General features: G+C 69.3%; 11 protein-coding genes. 3 read left to right on the top strand and 8 right to left on the bottom strand.

All coding sequences use genetic code 11. From position 1 onward, the window contains the following. Nucleotides 1-385: 385 nt before the first annotated feature. The 8 genes from metC to CP981_RS01810 all read right to left on the bottom strand — a co-directional run bounded on the left by metC (nt 386) and on the right by CP981_RS01810 (nt 10,528). Nucleotides 386-1,576 (bottom strand): cystathionine beta-lyase, encoded by a 1,191-nt coding sequence (metC, locus tag CP981_RS01845; RefSeq protein WP_085923142.1) that lies wholly within the window; start codon nt 1,574-1,576, stop codon nt 386-388. Further along, nucleotides 1,573-2,829 (bottom strand): MFS transporter, encoded by a 1,257-nt coding sequence (locus tag CP981_RS01840; RefSeq protein WP_158092623.1) that lies wholly within the window; start codon nt 2,827-2,829, stop codon nt 1,573-1,575. Before CP981_RS01840 ends, metC begins: the two co-directional genes overlap by 4 nt. Beyond that, nucleotides 2,829-3,698, bottom strand: coding sequence for a sulfurtransferase (locus tag CP981_RS01835; protein ID WP_085923207.1), 870 nt, complete (start codon nt 3,696-3,698; stop codon nt 2,829-2,831). The genes CP981_RS01840 and CP981_RS01835 overlap by 1 nt, the downstream gene beginning before the upstream one ends. Continuing rightward, nucleotides 3,695-4,906 carry an ATP-grasp domain-containing protein gene (locus CP981_RS01830; RefSeq protein ID WP_085923144.1) on the bottom strand — a complete coding sequence of 404 codons (1,212 nt, stop codon included), beginning with the start codon at nt 4,904-4,906 and terminating at the stop codon, nt 3,695-3,697. Before CP981_RS01830 ends, CP981_RS01835 begins: the two co-directional genes overlap by 4 nt. A 14-nt stretch (nt 4,907-4,920) precedes the next feature. Further along, nucleotides 4,921-6,189, bottom strand: a complete 1,269-nt coding sequence (locus CP981_RS01825) for a radical SAM protein (protein ID WP_085923145.1) — start codon at nt 6,187-6,189, stop codon at nt 4,921-4,923. A 120-nt stretch (nt 6,190-6,309) separates the two neighbouring features. Continuing rightward, nucleotides 6,310-7,587 carry an ATP-grasp domain-containing protein gene (locus CP981_RS01820; protein ID WP_085923146.1) on the bottom strand — a complete coding sequence of 426 codons (1,278 nt, stop codon included), beginning with the start codon at nt 7,585-7,587 and terminating at the stop codon, nt 6,310-6,312. Nucleotides 7,588-8,241: 654 nt separating this feature from the next. Beyond that, nucleotides 8,242-9,021, bottom strand: coding sequence for an SDR family NAD(P)-dependent oxidoreductase (locus CP981_RS01815; RefSeq protein ID WP_085923147.1), 780 nt, complete (start codon nt 9,019-9,021; stop codon nt 8,242-8,244). Between the two features lie 88 nt (nt 9,022-9,109). Continuing rightward, nucleotides 9,110-10,528 carry a DEAD/DEAH box helicase gene (locus CP981_RS01810; protein WP_085923148.1) on the bottom strand — a complete coding sequence of 473 codons (1,419 nt, stop codon included), beginning with the start codon at nt 10,526-10,528 and terminating at the stop codon, nt 9,110-9,112. A 386-nt stretch (nt 10,529-10,914) separates the two neighbouring features. On the opposite strand from CP981_RS01810, the gene CP981_RS01805 reads away from it, so the two are divergent. The 3 genes from CP981_RS01805 to CP981_RS01795 all read left to right on the top strand — a co-directional run bounded on the left by CP981_RS01805 (nt 10,915) and on the right by CP981_RS01795 (nt 16,056). Further along, a complete protein-coding gene (locus CP981_RS01805; RefSeq protein WP_085923149.1) occupies nt 10,915-13,311 on the top strand; it encodes an Orn/Lys/Arg family decarboxylase in 2,397 nt (798 codons plus the stop codon). Between the two features lie 441 nt (nt 13,312-13,752). Next, nucleotides 13,753-14,904, top strand: a complete 1,152-nt coding sequence (locus CP981_RS01800) for an ABC transporter substrate-binding protein (protein WP_085923150.1) — start codon at nt 13,753-13,755, stop codon at nt 14,902-14,904. 243 nt (nt 14,905-15,147) lie between these two features. Further along, complete coding sequence (locus CP981_RS01795; RefSeq protein ID WP_244329490.1) at nt 15,148-16,056, top strand: IPT/TIG domain-containing protein; 909 nt, start codon at nt 15,148-15,150, stop codon at nt 16,054-16,056. Nucleotides 16,057-16,083: the final 27 nt, after the last annotated feature.

Below are 16,083 nucleotides of genomic sequence, written 5' to 3'. Positions count from 1 at the left end.
GCGAAATCGAAAAACGGCCCACGCTGTTGCGTGGACCGCTTTGTGGTGATCGCTGGAGGATATTCCGGACGAGGGGTAAGCGCCGCAGGCCAGGAAAAACGAACGTGCGTTCAGGGCCTGGGGTAAGTCGACCGTGGGTTGTGTGTTCTCGTAACTCCACCACGATGCCCTCGCCCCCCATCGCCGACCGCCATCGCGAGCAGCGCGCGATATTCTAGCCGCTGAATTCTCACCGTCACCAGCAGAATCCTGGAATCCATCGGGATCCGCGATAATCCCCAAGTACCCAGAGAATGGTGACCGGAAGAATGTGCGACAGCGGCGTGATATCCGAATCCGAGGCCGGCGATGGTGCCCGCAGGAGGGTCAGGCCCGGGTAGGAGCGTCAGGACCGGGTGTGGGCGGACAGGGTGGCCAGGCCGCGGGCCAGGTCCTCCTTGAGATCGTTGAGGGCTTCGAAGCCGGCGTGCACGCGCAGCAGGGGGCCGCGGCCCGTCCAGGTGCCCGGGAGCCGGTGGGTGACCGGATCGGCCGGCACGATCAGGCTCTCGTAGCCGCCGTAGCTGTGGCCGAGGCCGAACAGCCGCAGCTCTCCGAGCAGCGCGTCCACGGCGGGCTTGCCGGGCCCGGGTTCGAGTTCGAGGCCGAACAGGCCCGCGGCGCCGGTGAAGTCCCGGCACCACAGTTCGTGCCCCGGGTCGCCCGGCAGCGCCGGGTGCAGCACGCCGCGCACCCCCTCCTGTTCGCGCAACCAGGAGGCGAGGCCGACAGCTTGGTGATGGTGCTCACGCATCCGGACGCCCAGCGTGCGGAGCCCGCGCAGCCCCAGATAGACATCGTCCGCGCCGGCGCACTGGCCGAGCCGGATCGCCGTGGCGCGCACCGCGGGGTAGGTGTCCTCGGAGCACACGATGGCCCCGAGGATGCTGTCGGCGTGACCGGTGAGGTACTTCGTCGCCGAGTGCACGACGACATCGGCGCCCAGCTCCAGGGGGCGGTGAAAGGCGGGGGTGGCCCAGGTGTTGTCGATGAGGGTGACCACGTCGTGGGTACGGCACACGCTCGTGACGGCAGGGACGTCCTGTACCTCGAAGGTCGTGGAGCCGGGTGACTCCAGGCAGACGAGGCGCGTGGTGGGGCGGATCAGTTCCTCGATGGACTTGTCCGCACAGGGATCGTAGTACTCCGTCTCCACGCCCAGATCGGCCAGCGAGTTGCAGAACTTGCGGGTGGGCAGATAGACGGAGTCGCTCACGAGGATGTGGTCGCCGGCCCGGACGAACGACAGGATCGCCGTGGTGATCGCCGCGAGACCCGAGCAGGTGGCGACGGCGGCGTGCCCGCCCTCCAGTTCGGTCAGTGCCGTTTCGAAGGCGCGTCCGGTGGGTGTGCCGAAGCGGCCGTAGACCGGCATCCGGCGTTTGAGGGGGTCGGCCTGCGAGGCGTCCATCGCGGCCACGTTCTCGTAGAGCACCGTCGAGGCGCGGTGGATGGGCGGGTTGACGTAGCCGTGCTGTTGCCGCGGGTCGGAGCCGGCGTGCACGAACCGGGTGTCCATCGAAGGTTCGCCGGTCATGACACCACTTCCAGATCCGCCTGCTCGTCGTGTGGTGCGACCGCCGCCCTCCGGCTGCGGCCGCCGAGTACCAGGGCGATGGCCGCCGCGACGGCGCACTGCACGGCGACGGCGGTCCAGAACATGCCCAGGTCGTGTGCGCTTTCGTAGTGGGCGAAGAGAAAGCCGCCCACGACGCCGGCGAGGAGGCCGCCGACACCCGCCGTCAGCCGCTGGACGCCGAAGGCGAAGGTCGGATTGCTCGGTATGCGGTCGACCATTTCCAGGTCACAGCGCAGGAAGAGGAAGACCTCGCCGAGACTGAAGAGCACGGTGCCGCCCAGCAGGGCAGCGGTGTGCCCTAGCGACATCACGCCCGTCCCGGCAGCCATCAAGGCGAATGATCCGGCCACCAGGCGGCGGTAGTCGGCCCGCGCGATCCAGCCCGACAGCGGCGGCTGGAGCGCCACCATCATGGCGCAGTTGACGAGCATGGCCCAGCCGAGCACCTGGATGTTGTGCACGCCCGCGGCATACAGACCGAGGAAGCTCTGGAAGAAGAAATAGAGGTAGAAAGCTAGGGCCGTGAAGAGCACCGGCCGCAGCGCGCCGCGCAGGGTCCGGAGCTTCCCGGCGGGGGCGGGCCCGTCGACGGTGACGCCGCCCCGCGCGGCGTCCCGGCGGCGGGCGAGGGGCTGCATGGTGAGCTGGTGGGCCAGGGTGATCAGACCGAACAGCGCCGCGGCGCCGAGCAGCAGCACCACCGGATCGGCGTCGATCAGGACGGCGGCCAGCAGCGGCCCGAGCCCCATCCCGGCGTTGAGGGCCGCGCTGCTGACCCCGAGGAACAGCGGCCGCAGCTCGTCGGAGACGCAGGTGACGATGTACGCCTTGTTCGCCGGGAGATAGAGGGCCGGCCCGGCGGCGACGAGAACCACCGCCGGGTAGGCGACCCAGGGGACCTTCACGGCCAGCCCCAGCAGGAGCAGACCCGTGGTCCGTACGGCGAGGGAGCCGACCATCGTCCGCTTGAGGCCGAGCCGGTCCACGACCAGGCCCCCGAGGATGCTGCCGCCGAACTGGATGAACGTGGCAACGGCCACCAGTACACCGGCCAGGCGGACGTCCAGGCCCACCGCCTGGACCATCAGAACGCCGATGAACGGGGTGACCATGTAGCTGCCGAGGGCGACCACGAAGGACAGCACGATCAGCGACTTGAGGCTCGACGACAGCCCCCTGAACGTGTGCCACTTGGCCGAGAGTGCGGACATCACGCTTGCGGACCTCCGCTCTGCGGACCGGTGACGACCGGCCGGTCCGCGCGCGGCAGACCCCATTCGCTCCAGGACCCGTCGTACACGGCCAGGTCGTCGTATCCGGCCAGCTCGGCCCCCAGCGCCAGGATGCAGGCGGTGACGCCGGATCCGCAGCTGAAGACCAGGCGCCGGCGCTCTCCGGCGAGCGGGGCGAACGCGTCGCGCAGCTGCGACGCGGGACGCATCCGGCCGTCCCGCTGGAGCTCGCCGAACGGCAGGTTGAGCGCTCCGGGCATATGGCCGGGACGCAGCCCCGGGCGGGGCTCGGCCACCGCGCCGGCGAAGCGGTCGCGGCTGCGGGCGTCGAGGACCGCCGAGGCCGGATCGGCCAGGGCCGCGGCGACCTCGTCGCTGCCGACGATCAGGCCGGGGCGCGGCCGTGCGGTGAAGTCGCCGGGGCGCGCGGCGGCCACGGGTGCGCCGGCTTCGCAGGGCAGCCCGGCGGCGCGCCAGGCGGGCAGGCCGCCGTCGAGCACGGCCACCCGCTCCAGGCCCATGGCCCGCAGCATCCACCATGCGCGGGCACTGGAGTAGAGGCCCGCGCCGTCGTAGACAACGACGGTGTCGCCGTCGTTCACGCCGAGCGCCCGCAGTTCCCGGGTGAAGCGGTCGGCACCGGGCATGGTGTGCGGCAGCGGACCGGAGTGGTCCGAGAGCGCGCCGTCGATGTCGAAGGGTCGTGCCGCCGGGATCCGTTCGCCGGCGTCGCGGTGCTCGCCGATCGAGGCATCGAGCACCACCAGCCCGGGGGCGCCCAGCCGCGGCGCCACCCAGTCCGTACCGACCAGCGGGCCCGGCAGGGCGCCGAGCGCCCGCCCGCTCATCGCGTGCCTCTCGCGGGCGCGGGGGACCACTGGGCGTGGTCGGCGAACCAGGTCGCCACGTTCTCCAGGTTGGCCGCCACGTCCTCCTCGGTGTCGCCGCCGACGACGTAACCGGCCAGGAAGAGACCGGACTTGACCCCGCCGTGGAACTCCTGACCGACCGTGCCGGTGAGCGCGACCTCCTTGACGCACGCCGGCTCGTGACCGGAGGGCAGATGGGTCAGCACGCCGTCCGAGGGCGGGATGCACAGGGCGCCGGTGGGCCGGTAGGCGGGGGTGCCCAGGGTGCTGGGGAGGCCGCATTCGGCATACAGCCACTCCTTGTCGAGATCGATGCCGAAGGCGTGCCGGACCATGGCGCTGATCATCCCGCCGCCGGTCCGGCTGGCGATCTCGCAGAACACCGTCCGGTCGTCGGGGGTGATCCACAGCTCCGCGTGGAAGGCGGTGTGCGGTGGTGTGGGCAGCTCCGCCAGCACCGCCCTGGCGGCCTTGAGCAGCCGGTCGTGGACGGGGTCCTGGGGTGTCAGCGGGAGGTTGGCCACCCAGTCGTTCGCCCGGAAGGACAGGCAGTCGTTGAGGTAGCGGAAAGGGTGTGCGAACACCACCTCGCCGTTCACGACCAGCCCGTCCACGTGGTACATCTGCCCGGGTACGAACACCTCGATCTCGCTCGCGCCACGCCACGGGCAGGCGAGGTAGGCGTCCAGCTCCGCCTCGTCACGGATGATGGCCGCGCCCAGAGAGCCGGACTCCGAGAGCGGTTTGATGACCACGGGATAGCCGTGCTCGGCGACGAATTCCAGGGCGGTGTAGGCCGAATCCAGCGGCCGGTAAGCGGGAATCTCCACCGGGCCGCCGACGAGGTGGTCCTTCATGACCACCTTGTCGCGGAAGGCCAGGGCGCTCGCGGTCCGCTGTCCCGGCAGGTCCAGCAGGTCGCGCAGCTGGGCGGCGCGTACCACGTCCGCCTCGGCGCGGGCGAAGACGGCCGTGACGGCGTGCTCGCGGGCCAGGCGCAGTGCCGTCTTCTCGACGAGCTGATTGGTGTCGTAGTCGTCGAAGGCGTGTACATGAGGCAAGTGGCCGTATCCGGCGGCGAATTCGGTGGTGGTGAGGATGACCGGCACGACGCCGGAGCCGGCCAGCCAGCGGTCGTACGGGGTCTTGGCGTAGGGCGTCTTGGCGAAGACGAGGACGTGCGGCATGTGCGTGTTCTCCTTCAGCCCGTCGTCTCGACGAGAGGGAGCCGGCGGCGCGCGGGGACCCGGGAGACCAGCTGCTGCTCCTGGGCGAGTTCGCGGGCGAAGCAGCCGTCCTTGTAGGCGCCGGAGAGGCGCTTGTCGGTGAACGCCTGGATGGCCGCGTGGTCGAACTCCAGGTCGTAGCGGACGTCTTCGCCCCCACCGGCGACCGTGCGGACGAGGATGCCCAGGTGCGGTTCGAAGGTGTTGACGCAGCCGACGATGTCACCGATCTTCTCGCGGCGCCCGTCGGCGGACTCCGACAGCACGCTCTCCTGAGTGGGGATGGCGGCGAACAGCTGGCGGCCGGCCCGGCACCAGCCGACATGCCCGGGGAACCCCATCGCCTTGATCCCGAAGGTCCCGAAGTCCTCACTCACGCCGAGCTGGAAGCCCAGCTCGATGTTCTCGTGCAGCCACTTGAAGTCGCGGTAGGCCTGCTCGATCTCCTCGTAGCTGAGCTGGAGTTCGGGGTGCCGGCCGCCGTGGTCGGAGAAGTTGTTGAAGCGGACCGTGTCGACGCCCAGCTTGTTGAAGTAGTGGGCGTAGCGCTCCAGGGACCGGCGGCCGTGGTTGTGCCGGCCGATGGTGACACCGATGTTGACCCGGAAGGCGTCCGACCGGTCGGCGTCCGCGGGAAGCGTGCTGCGGTAGTGGTCGTTGTAGTGGTCGATCCGGCGCAGCACCTCCTCGGTGTTCGCCCCGCTGAAGACGCCCTTGATCGGGTAGCTGCCGTCGTCGATGACGGCCAGGTTCTCGTCGATGACGCCGTGGTAGGTGATGGAGATGGTGCCGTAGCCGTTGACCCGGGCGAGGTCGAGCAGCTCCAGGTAGTTGTCGGCGAGCAGCGGGCGGCCGCTGGTCCAGGCGTCGCCCTTCTCCATGGTCTCGGTGGGCTTGTGGTCGGATTCCTGTCTGAACTCACGGTTGTTGGCGGGTCCGTAGATGCGCATGAACTCACCGTCGTACGCGAAGCTGTCCACGTACCGCGGGTAGACGTGGTAGCCGTGCGACTGGAGGCCGGAGAGGATCCGGGGGCCTTCCTCCATGGCGAACGACTTGTCGTAGACCTTCTCGTAGTTGACGAACCAACAGTGCGTACATTTCTGTCCGCAGGTGTTCTTTCCGACCTTGGTGTCCAGGTCGAGGTAGATGTGGATCTCCTCGGGCTTGATCTCCTGGAACGGCGTGGTGAACGGCGCATCTCCATGGAAATCGTAGGAAATCGGCGCGTTGTCGACAGGCATGGTCCCCCCAGGGTGTGGTCGAGTCGTGTGACGAGCGATGAGAGAGGTACGGCTGTGATCGGCCCGGGGTGCCCTGTGGCAGGGCGCCGCCGGGCCGAAGTGCGTGAGTGGTGGTGCGTGTTACGCGACGGGCGCGGGCTGTGTGACGGTGCTCGGCGGGGCCGTGCTGTCAGGCGAAGCGGCGTCGGGCTGTGCGGTGGAGCGGGCGTCCGTGAGGGTGCGCACGGGGACGTCGGGTTGCGTGGTGACGATGGGCAACGCCGTCAGCTCGGCCACCGCCGCTACGCACGCCGCCGCGTCCGCGGCGGTGACGACGGCCGTGCCCAGGCGGTCGGTGGAGGACCTGAGCGGGCGGACCGGGTCGCCGGGCTCCACGGTGACCTCCCACTCCACAATCGTTCCGTGGGCCAGTGACGGTGGTGGGGCGACGGCGGTGACGGTGCCGGGCGGTGCGGTGAAGAAGACGGTCGCGGCCGTGGCGGCCGCGGCCTGCCCGCGCGGCACTCCCGCGCCGACCGCCCATCCGAGGGCGGCGACCCGCCAGTCGATGCCCGTGGTGAGCCGCACCAGGTCGGCGATGCCGTCGCCACCGAGGCGGTTGTGCGTCTCGATCACGATGATCCGGTCGCCGTCCACCTTGACCTCGGTGTGGCTCGGACCGTCCGCCAGCCCGAGGGCGTCGAGCAGCTGTCCGACCGCCTCCTCGACCCGGGCCCGCCCGCGGGCGTCCAGGGCCGGCGGCGGCATCATATGGCTGACCTCGACGAAGCTGCCCGTCGTCCCCTTCTGGGCGATGCCGACGACGGTGTGCCGGCCGCCGGCGGACAGCGTCTCCACGCTGAACTCCAGCCCGCCGACGAAGGCTTCCAGCAGGGTTCCGGCGGTCCGGCGGTCCGGCGTCAGGTCCGCCGCACGGTCCAGCAGGGCCACGGCATTGCTGCCGACGCCGTTGACGGGCTTGGCCACGACGGGGGTGTGCCCGGCGAACAGCCGGGCCACCGCGTCCGGGTCGCCGCCGGAGGCGAAGGCCGGGTTCAGATGTGGCGCTTTCCGTTCGAGGACCCGCCGCATCTCCAGTTTGTCGCGGGTGTGCCGGACGACTGCGGGGGTGACCCCCCGTACGCCGAGCCGCTCCGCCGCCGCGGCCGCCGGCTCCAGACCGAGCTCGGTGAGCGAGACAACGGCACTGGGCGACAACGGCTTGAGCACCTCGTCGACGAACGCGAGGAAGGCCGGGCCGTCGTGGAAGTCGACGGTGTGCACCTGCTGTGTGCCCGGCGTCCCGCTGCTCCGGTCCAGGGCCGGGGCCCCGGGCAGCTGTACATGAAGGAGATCACCGGGGAGAGCCTCGGCCGCTCGCGCGACCGTCGGATTGGCACCGATGACCACCAGGGTCACGACAAAGTCTTTCTGGTTTGCATGCTGCGATACACGTCTTGCCCCCCGTTTTCTTCAGGTCCGGGAACACGTCCGCCGACGGCACCGGGACCACATGAACCGAGCCAACGCCAAACGGGGGCCGCAGCGCGACGACCGAACCGTTCGAGTGGCGAGGCGATGACAAGGTCGCAGCGGTACTCCGCCCCTGTCAACAGACTTGCGCAAAGCTTGACTTGCCGGGAATTCTGCTCTGACCTGCATCAAGTCCCAGAGGTCACAGAATTGACGGAAACTATGCGATGCCCGTCCTATATCCGCCCCTGACGACTTCCAGTCGATTCCACCCCCACTCCACACCGCCCGGAATCGAACGGCAGCATCTGGCACAAGGCCCGTTGCACCAGGTCAGCACGCTGGGTGTAAGCGGTGCCCAGGGCCCCTTCCAAGCGGCTGCTTTCAGACAGGGCACGACAGTCTTCCTTGACGGTAGCCATCCGTCTCCTCCCTGTAGGGGCACGGCCTCAGGAACCGGAGAAGCTACGCACAAGCGCATGCCTCCGGTTCGCGAGGAGACGCAGTTTCCGTACGGCGAACGAGTGGCGGCGCCCCCGTTGTGGACGGCGGGTGCGTGGACCTTCGCGAGCCGGGGACGGAGTTCGTGCGGTGCTGGGCTCAGTGAACGGAGAGCCCGCCGTCGACGAAGATCGCTTGCCCGGTGACGTAGCCGGAGCCGCGGCCGGCCAGGAACACCGCTGCTCCGGCGAAGTCCTCGGCCAGGCCGTTGCGACCGACCATCGTGCGCGCGGCCAGCGCCGCCACCTTCTCCGGGGCGGAGGAGAACCGCGCATTGAGCGGGGTCATGACGAAGCCGGGCACCAGCGTGTTGCAGGTGACGCCGTGTGGCGACCACGCCTCGGCCTGAGAGCGGGCCAGCGACTCCAGCGCCCCTTTGGAGACCCCGTAGGCGCCGCTCTGGACGAACGCCCGGTGCGCCTGCTGGGAGGAGACGTGGATGATCCGCCCGAAGCCCCGCTCGGCCATGCCGGGCCCGAACCGCTGGCCCAGCAAGTAGGGCGCCTCCAGGTTCACCGCCATGGTGGCGTCCCACACCTCCTCGCCCAGCTCGCCCATCGGCGGTCGCAGGTTGATGCCGGCACTGTTGACGAGGATGTCGGGCTCGCCGAACACCTCAGCCGCCTGCTCAGCCGCCGCGCGCACCCGGTCGCGACTGCTCAGGTCGGCGCTCACCCAGGCCGCCCGACAGCCGTCCGTCGCCAACTCGTCGACCGTGGCGGTCAGTTCCGGCTCCTTGCGCGCCACGATCACCACACGTGCCCCCGCTCGCGCGAGAGCCCCGGCGATGGCCCGGCCGATGCCGGAACTGCCGCCGGTCACCACAGCGACCCGGTCGTCCAGGGAGAACAGTTCGGAGAGGTAGCTATGAGACGTCATGCCCGCACCCTAGACGGCGCTTCCACGGCGACAGCGGCCGAGACGGCATGGGTCACCTGGAGGTGGGGGCGAGGTGCGGGTCCAAGCCTCAGTTGCCGCGGCGCACCCGGGCCGCCTTGCGGGCCTCGGCGAGCTTACGGGCCTCGTTGGCCTTGCGGGACTTGCCGCCGGCGCCGCGGGAGGCGTCCTTGCTGGTGCCCAGGCCGCGGAACGGGGCGTTGGTGTTCTTGGCCCGGGGCGCGGCGGGCCCACCATCGAGCGGGGTGCCGGAGGGGGCCTTGGCCCCGGTGATCCGGCTGAGCTCCGCCTCACCCGAGCGCACCTTGGTGATCGTCGGCTCGATGCCGGCCCCGGCTATCAGCCGGCTCATCTCGCGGCGCTGGCCCGACAGCACCAGCGTGACGACGCTGCCGGACTCACCGGCCCGGGCAGTGCGGCCCGCGCGGTGCAGATAGTCCTTGGGGTCGGTGGGCGGGTCGACGTTGACCACGAGATCGAGGTCGTCGACGTGCAGACCACGGGCTGCGACATTGGTCGCCACCAGGACGGTGAGCTGGCCGGTCTTGAACTGGGCGAGGGTCCGTGTGCGCTGCGGCTGGGATTTGCCGCTGTGCAGGGCCGCGGCGTGCACTCCGCTGGCCCGCAGATGCCGGGTGAGCTGGTCGACCGCGTGCTTGGTGTCCAGGAACAGCAGTACGCGGCCGTCGCGGGCGGCGATCTCCGTCGTGACGGCGTACCGGTCGGGGCCGTGGACGACCAGCACATGGTGGTCCATCGTCGTGACCGCGCCCGCGGACGGGTCGACCGAGTGGACGACGGGGTCGTGGAGGTAGCGGCGGACCAGCTGATCCACGTCGTGGTCCAGGGTGGCCGAGAACAGCATCCGCTGGCCGTCGCGGTGCACCTGGTCGAGCGCCTCGGTGACCTGCGGCAAGAAGCCCATGTCACACATCTGATCGGCCTCGTCGAGGACGGTGATCCGTACCCGTCCCAGGTGGCAGGCCCTGCGCTCGATCAGGTCGTGCAGGCGGCCAGGGGTGGCGACGACGACCTCGGCCCCGTCGCGCAGCGCAGCGGTCTGCCGGCCGATCGACGTGCCGCCGACGACCGTGGCCATCCGCAGCCGGAGTGCGTCGGCATACGGGGCGAGCGCCTCGGCTACCTGTTGAGCCAGCTCCCGGGTAGGCACCAGGATCAGGGCGAGGGGCTGCTTCGGCTCCGCGCGCCGCCCGGCCGTCCGTGCGAGCAGCGGCAGGCCGAAGGCGAGCGTCTTGCCCGATCCCGTGCGCCCGCGCCCCAGGACGTCGCGTCCCGCGAGGGCGTTGGGCAGCGTGGCCGCCTGGATCGGGAAGGGCTCGCGCACGCCGAGCTCGGTGAGCGTTCGCAGCACCTCGGCCGGCAGTTCCAGGTCGGCGAAGGAGGCGACGGGGGACACCGTCGGGGTGAGGGCAGCCTCTGGCCGGGCGAGGTTGCCGTGCGAGGTGCCGAGGCGGTCCGGGTGGTTCATGAAGAGCCTTCCGCATGGGGAACGTACCGAGGAAGGCCCGGCAGGAATAGGCAGCCGACGAAATGATGGGATCCGCACGGACGGAATCGCCGACCGTCACGGCCGCCCGAACATGTGAGGGTAACACGAAGTGACTGCTCGGCCCGGCGCTGTGGTGCTGATCTCGGCGAGGAAGCCGGGCACCCAGCCGCGCGGGGAGAGTGCGCCGTGCCCGTAACGATGCCAGGAGCGTGCCTACAGCACGGTCGGATGCGGCGTTTCCCTCATCGGAGTGGTTTCGCCCGGTCGCCGGACCGCTGCCGGTGATCTTCCGGTTGCCTCTCGGACAGCACGCATGGCGCGCACAGCAGACCATGCACCGATACGCGCGGAGCAGAGGGGCCACTATGACCGACGGGACGGTACTGTTCGCGGTACGCGAGTCCTCACAGAGCGGAGGCATCGCCGACGAGCAACTGCGCAGAATCCGCAATGAGTTGGAGACCCGAGGTCTCGACGTGCGTTGGGCCAGCACAGCTGACGACGCCCAGGCGGTGTTGCGCACCGAGGCAGGCCTGGCCGCCGCCGTGGTCGACTGGGACCTTCCTCAGGCCGCCACAGACGGCGGCGAAACAGGCGGCGCCGCGGTACTGCGCCACGCCGGCCGGCGCTTCCAGAACCTCCCCGTCTTCCTGGTCACGGCCGGCGAAGACCTGGAACACCTGCCCCTGTGGGTGGCCGAAACCGTGATCGGCTATATCTGGCCGCTGGAGGACACCGCACCGTTCATCGCCGGACGCATCGCCGGCGCCGCCCGCGGCTACCAGGGCGATCTGCTGCCGCCCTTCTTCAAGGCACTGCGCCGCTTCGACCACGCGCACGAGTACTCCTGGCACACCCCTGCGCACTCCGGCGGTGTCGCCTTCCTCAAGTCCCCCGTCGGCCGGGCCTTCCACGACTACTTCGGAGAACGGCTGCTGCGCAGCGACCTGTCGATCTCCGTCGAGGAACTCGGTTCCCTCTTCGAACACACCGGCCCGGTCGGAGCGGCGGAACGCAACGCCGCCCGCGTCTTCGGTGCCGACCGCACCTACTTCGTGCTCCACGGCGACTCCACCTGCGACCGGATGGTCGGTCACTTCAGCGTCACCCAGGACGAGATCGCACTGGTGGACCGCAACTGCCACAAGTCGGTGCTGCATGGCCTGGTCCTCTCCGGAGCCCGGCCGGTCTACCTGGTCCCCACCCGCAACGGCTACGGACTGGCAGGACCCCTGGCGCCTGCCGAAATCCAGGCACAGTCGGTCGCCGCCAGGACCAGCCGCAACCTACTGACTCAGGGCGCCGTCTCGCCCGAGGCCCAGTACGCGGTGCTGACCAACTCCACGTATGACGGCCTGTGTTACGACACCCTCCAGGTCGCAAAGGCACTCGCCCCCAGCACTCCCCGGCTCCACTTCGACGAAGCCTGGTTCGCCTACGCCCGCTTCCACCCCCTCTACGCCGGCCGTTACGGCATGGCGGTGGGCCCCGACACCTTCCCCGGCCCCGAACGCCCCACTGTCTTCTCCACCCAATCCACCCACAAGATGCTGGCCGCCCTGTCTCAGAGCGCCATGGTGCACATCAAACCCGCACCCCGGGCGCCGGTGGAGCACGAACGGTTCAACGAGGCGTTCATGATGCACGGCACCACCTCACCGCTGTATCCGATGATCGCCTCCCTCGACGTGGCCACCGCGATGATGGACGGCCCCCAGGGCCGCTGCCTCATCGACGAAGCGGTGACCGAAGCCATCCGCTTCCGCCAGACCGTCGTACGCGTCGGCCGGCGCATCGCAGCCGCCGACGACCGGCCCGACTGGTTCTTCGGCGTCTGGCAACCCGAGACCGTGACCGACCCCGCCACCGGTGAACGTCTGCCCTTCGCCGACGCACCGGCCGAACTGCTGCGCAGCGAACCGTCCTGCTGGCAGCTGGAGCCCGACGCGGGCTGGCACGGCTTCACCGGCCTGACCGAGGGCTACTGCCTGCTCGACCCCATCAAGGTCACCCTCACCTGCCCCGGCATCGACGCCACCGGGCAGATGTCCGAGTGGGGCATCCCCGCCCGCGTCCTCACCGCCTACCTGGCCACCAGGAACATCGTGGTGGAGAAGACCGACAGCTACACCACACTCCTCCTCTTCTCCATGGGGATCACCAAGGGCAAGTGGGGAACCCTGATGGACGCCCTGATGGACTTCAAAACGCTCTACGACCGCAACGCACCCCTGGACAGCCTGCTGCCCGAGTTGGTCGCCGCCCACCCCCACCGCTACACCGGCCAGACCCTGCGCGAACTGTGCCAGGAGATGCACCACCACCTGCGCGACGCCCGCCTGGTCGAGCTGCTCGACACCGCCTTCCAGGACCTGCCCGAGCCCGTCACCCCGCCCCAGCACTGCTACCAGCGCCTCATCCGGGGCGGCACCGAGCGCGTAAGACTGACCGACGCGGCCGACCGGGTGGCCGCCGCCATGGTCACCGTCACCCCGCCGGGCATCCCCGTCCTGATGCCCGGCGAAAATACCGGCGCGCTCGACGGCCCGCTGCTGCGCTACCTGACCGCCCTGGAATCCTTCGACCGGCGCTTCCCCGGCTTCCGCAGCGAGACCCACGGCGTCACCCTCGCCCCGGAGACCGGCGACTACCTCATCGAGTGCGTACGCCAGATCCCCGCCCAGCAGACCGGCTGCACAGCCAGCGAGCATCACAAGACACCGACGCCGAACCCGCTCAGCTCTCAACTACCCCCAGGCTGAACTCAAGGCACCAGGTACGCCCCCTGCCGACCCGGCCGGACGGGGGGCCAGCCGGAAAACGGGGACGGCGCAGGCCCGGCTCCGGGATGAGGGCGGGCGGCGAGGGGAAACTCCCGCCGACCGCCGCAGCTTCTCAGTGAGCTTCCCCGTGCCGTTTCTCGGCGAGCTTCCCGTGCCGTGCCGACACCCCTCGCTCGCTCAGAGTGGTGCGCTGTGTGCACATCGTGACCAGCGTGGAGGAAGCGCCGTGGCGCATCCATCCTTGCGTGTCACAGATGTGCAGGAATGGTAGCTAAGAGTTTTGAAGATGTTACGGACCAGGCATCGGCAGCGTGCCTACTATGGCCAACTTGTTCAGACAGGCTATTCGCGCAAGTTGTCACCCCCCACGCGAAGGCCCGTCTGTCCCCTGTGCCCCCTGTGTACCCCTCTGGAGAGACCGTGCCCGAGTTCCTGCCGAGATCCGTCGTCATTGCCGGCGGCCTCGTCGCCACCACACTCGTCCTCAGCGCCTGTGGCGCGGGCCCCGACGCGTCGACCAACGCTGACGGAGAGAGCGCGGCCACCGCGATCACGGCCGAGGACTTCGGGGGCATGGATGCGCTCGTCAAGGCAGCCAAAGCGGAAGGCACGCTGAACGCCATCGCGCTTCCCCGCGACTGGGCCAATTACGGCGCGCTGATCGACGGCTTCGAGAAGAAGTACGGCATCAAGGTCAAGGTGGAGAACCCGGACGGCGCCAGCCAGGACGAGCTCAACGCCGTCACCTCCCGTAAGGGCAAGGACACGGCGCCCGACGTCCTCGACCTCGGCAGCTCCTTCGCGTACACCGCCGCCCAGAAGAATCTGCTCGCGCAGTACATGGTCACCGATTTCATTGACATCCCCGATGGCCAGAAGGACACGATGAGCCGCTGGTACCACGGCTACGGCGGCTACATCTCGATCGGCTGCGATGCCCATCGCGTGAAGACCTGTCCGACCACCTTCAAGGATCTGCTCAAGCCGGAGTACAAGGGGCAGGTCGCGCTCAACGGCGACCCCAACAAGTCGGGTTCGGCCTTCGGGAGTGTGTACGCGGCCGCCCTCGCCAACGGTGGCTCCTTCGACTACATCCAGCCCGGCATCGACTTCTTCACCAAGCTCAGAAAGAACGGTAACTACACGCCCGTCCAGTCCACCGGGGCCACCATCGTGAAGGGTCGGACGCCGATCGTCCTCGACTGGGACTACCTCAACGCCAGGTACACCGACAAGCTCAAGAGCAGGGGAGTCGACTGGCAGGTCGCGGTCCCGGAGGACGGCAAGTTCTCGGAGTTCTACTCGCAGGCCATCAATGAGAACGCCCCGCACCCGGCGGCCGCCCGACTGTGGCAGGAGTACCTCTACAGCGCCGAGGGCCAGAACCTCTGGCTCAAGGGGTACGCCCGCCCGGCTCTGATGGCCGCCATGGAGAAGGACGGCACGATCGACAAGACCGCGGCCGCCAAGCTGCCGAAGGTCTCCGGCACGCCGAGCTTCCCGAGCGAGGCGCAGCTGGGCCATGCCAAGGATGACATCGCCCAGGGCTGGGGCAAGCCCGTCTCCAGGTAGCCGCGACTCTCACCAGGGCCAAGGCGGTGCCCGCCGTTTCTTCGGAACGGCGGGCACCGCGCGTTCGGCTGGTGCTCGTGCATCTCGGCGGCGCGGAAAGCCTCAGCATCACGTGGCTCGGCTCACCACACACAGGGATGGCGAAGGGCCAACAAGGTGAACCTGGTCCACCTGAAGGCAGGAAAGACACCGGACACCGCAGAGGGGAGGTCTGATGGTGCGCGATCCCATCGGACGGTCGCGGTGATCACCTATGCCGCTCCCACCGCCGGCGGACAGAGCTTCGTCGACTACGTCAACTCCGTGCCGTGGGTCATCGACGAGCGCCAGAACAACGCCTACGACCTGGTACCGCACGCGTGGGCCGATCTCGACACCACCACCGGCTGGTACCCGAGCCCGGGACCGCAGGCGACCGACGAAGTGAAGGTGCTCATCGGGACCATCTCCAAGCGCACCAAGGGCAACGTCTACGTCCAGCCCGGCACGCTCTGCCTGATGAACACCGGATACACGAGCCTTGCCAAGAACCTGGTCAACAAGACCACCCAGGACTTCCTCGGCCAGGTCGCCTTCCAGCACGCCAACTCCACCTACCTGGACCTGGTGGGGGCGCCTCCCGTCCCTTCGCCGCCGGTGGTGACCGACATGACCCCCACCTTCGGCGCACCAGGCGCCACGGTGACCATCAACGGCACCGGTTTCAGTCCGGACAGCATGGTCGACTTCGGTCACTTCGCCTGCACCAAGCCCACCGTGGACCCTTCCGGCAGAAAGATCACCGTCCGGGCCCCCGACGGAACCGGCGTCGTCCACGTCCGCGTCACCAACACCCTCGGCACCTCCCCGGCCGTCGCGATGTCGCAGTTCGCCTATGGCGGACCCGCACCTGTGGTGGTCAGTGCGGTCAGCCCGACCAGCGGAAAGGTCGGAACCCCGGTCACCATCAACGGCTCGGGCTTCGCCAATGGCGCCACCGTGCACTTCAAGGACAAGGCATCCGGCTCGGTCAAGTTCATCTCCACCGGCCAGCTCACCGCAACAGCGCCCGATCTGTTCGACGTCCAGCAGACGGTGAACATCACCGTGACGATCGGCAAGGCCACCTCTCCCACCAGCCCGGACGACGAGTTCACCTACACCGGACGGTAGCGTCCGCACGCCCCGTTCCAGGGTGGC

Origin of the sequence: Streptomyces platensis, assembly GCF_008704855.1 — a bacterium.
Classification (GTDB): Bacteria; Actinomycetota; Actinomycetes; order Streptomycetales; family Streptomycetaceae; genus Streptomyces; species Streptomyces platensis.
Note: the sequence above shows the minus strand (reverse complement) of the source record. Positions and strands in the feature narration are given on the sequence as shown.